General features: G+C 34.7%; 1 protein-coding gene. It reads right to left on the reverse strand.

Annotated elements, in window-relative coordinates:
- On the reverse strand, positions 1 to 506 hold a 506-nt coding region (locus Q3V31_RS30680; RefSeq protein WP_329767700.1), incomplete at its 3' end, for a serine hydrolase domain-containing protein.
- Positions 507 to 769: the final 263 nt, after the last annotated feature.

Here is a 769-nt window from a genome sequence, read left to right on the forward strand (position 1 = left end):
ACGAGCATTTCCACAGTCTTTTGCAACATATCCGGTGTATTGCCTTGTGGAATATTTTGAGTATGCCTAATATTTGTTAGACCACTGGTATGGTGAAGAAAGTTATTTAGTGTAAGACTTTGCATATCAACAGGTTTCCCTTGATACTTTAACGTAAACCAAGGTAAATATTTTTGGACAGGGTCAGTCATTGAGAGCAGCCCTTGCTCTTCCAACAGCATAATACCCATACCGGTAAAAGCTTTACTGACCGAGGCTAACTCATAGAGTGTATTTTCACTTGCAGACAACCCCTTTTCACGGTCTGCATACCCTGAAGAAAAGTAGAACACTTCATCATCAGCAAGTATTGAGATTGACATTCCCGGCACACCTGATATACGACAGGCATCATCTAGCAACGCTTGTATTGCCGCAGATTGCGAATCTGACAACGCATAACTTTTTGTTGCGAATCCTGAGAATAATATAAATATCGTTAATACAAAAACAATAATCTTTTTCATAAACTCTCCTTTTTGGAAAATTATAAGAGAATAATATAAATAACCTCCTTTTACAACTACGAAACTAAATTTTAATTTATCTTTCTATTCACCTATATAATATCAAGTAATTGTGAAGAGTTACACTTAAACGAACAGATGCGTTAGTTCAATAAGAAGTAAACAACTTTATTATTCATTTTTTAAGTATTATATAAACAGATGGATGTAATTTGAAACAACTTTAAAGAGCCTTGCTACGTAGAATGTAGTAAGGCTCTTAG

The organism is Bacillus nitratireducens, assembly GCF_036320425.1.
GTDB lineage: Bacteria > Bacillota > Bacilli > Bacillales > Bacillaceae_G > Bacillus_A > Bacillus_A nitratireducens.